The organism is Paracoccus acridae (genome assembly GCF_014642735.1).
GTDB classification, from domain to species: domain Bacteria; phylum Pseudomonadota; class Alphaproteobacteria; order Rhodobacterales; family Rhodobacteraceae; genus Paracoccus; species Paracoccus acridae.
Genome location: NZ_BMIV01000063.1, coordinates 1 through 1,523, shown reverse-complemented (window position 1 = coordinate 1,523; position 1,523 = coordinate 1). Strand labels below are relative to the sequence as shown.

The window sequence follows — 1,523 nt, the reverse complement described above, 5'->3', positions numbered from 1 at the left end:
TTCGGCGTTCTTCAAAGCTCAGGTGCTGGTAGTGGGAAGCCATTCGTCAACCTCATGCAAATACCTGTAATAATTTGGCATTTGCACTTCGTTTGTGAATCCACCTATTCCAGGACCGCGCTCAGATGCTTGTTCTCGGTAATGGCCGCATGGGTCACCCGCTGATCCTTGTCGAACACGGAGTAGGGCAGCGAGACACCCTTCCAGCGGAACTCCAGCCGGCCGTCCGCGAACTCATAGCTGTCCACGTATTTGCCCGGCAGATCGCGGGTGATCTCGTTCTCGGCCAGGATGATCCGCAGCCGGTCGTAGGAAAAGGCCAGCTGGCTGCTGACATAGCGTTCGTCGCGATAGCACAGAATGTCACGCAGCCGATCCGGTTCGACATTCAGTGGCCGATGCAGGTTGTCCGCACGGCGTGGCACCTTGGCAAACTGCGCGTTGTAGCGCGCCATGAAGCCGGGAAGAAAGGCATTGGCAGTCTCCATGTCGGAGATGCCGGCCAGCCGCAGTTCCTTGACCAGACGGTCCTGCAGGGTGCGGTTGGCGCGCTCGACGCGACCTTTTGCTTGCGAGGAGTTGGCGCACAGGATCTCGATGTTCAGCTCGTTCAAGGCCCGGCCGAACTGGGTCATCCCATAGCCTGTCCTGGCACCTTGCTTCGGCACCCGGAACACTGTGTGCTTGTCGGAGTAAAAGGCAACGGGCCGGCCATGCAGCGTCAGATACCGCTCCAGGGCTCCGAAATAGCTGAAGGTGCTCTCGGAGCTGACGAATTCCAGGTGCATCAGGGTGCTGGTGGCGTCATCGATGAACACCAACAAGGTGCAGGCCGGCCCGCGATCCTCGAACCAGCGATGATCCGAGCCGTCGATCTGGATCAGCTCGCCAAGGCACTCCCGGCGCAGGCGCGGCTGGTGGAATGTTCGGCGCTGCTTGCGCGACAGCCACAAACCCGCATCCTGCATCCACTTGCGCAAGGTCTCGCGCGACACTGTCAGCCCGTGGCACTCCGCCAGCTTCTCGGCCGCCAAGGTCGGGCCGAAGTCGGCATAGCGGTCCCGAACGAGCGACATGGCAGCCTCCCGGATCGTCGGGTCGATCCGGTTGTTCGATGCCCGTCCACGTGCCTGGTGCCGGATCGCCGCCGCGCCGTCAGCCCCGAACCGCTTCAGCAGCCGGTGAACCTGTCTGCGGCTCAGGTCTAGAACATCCGCCGCACTCACGGCTGACATCCCACCTTGCAGCACCTGGCTCAAAACCTCGACGCGGTTCAGCTCGCGTTCACTCATCATCACCCATCCCATGCCTGGCTCCCAAGAATTGACACGATGCTCATCCAGGGGAGTGTGACATTCCTAAATTGCAGAGGTGAGACATTTTAACTTTGCGGCTATACCTCTGTGACTGATAACCATGATTATGGAACTCGCCGCCTGAAGAAGGCTACTTTGGCATCGATAGCCTGCCGGAACGGTCGGGACGTTTCTTACTCATAGGCGCCTCATCCTATGCTATCCTTT

At 59.8% G+C, this 1,523-nt stretch carries 1 pseudogene; it reads right to left on the bottom strand.

Features of this window, described 5'->3' with window-relative positions:
- Window positions 1-110: 110 nt before the first annotated feature.
- Window positions 111-1,307: pseudogene (locus tag IEX25_RS19695) on the bottom strand (ISNCY family transposase); the annotation flags it as partial.
- Between the last annotated feature and the right edge of the window lie 216 nt (window positions 1,308-1,523).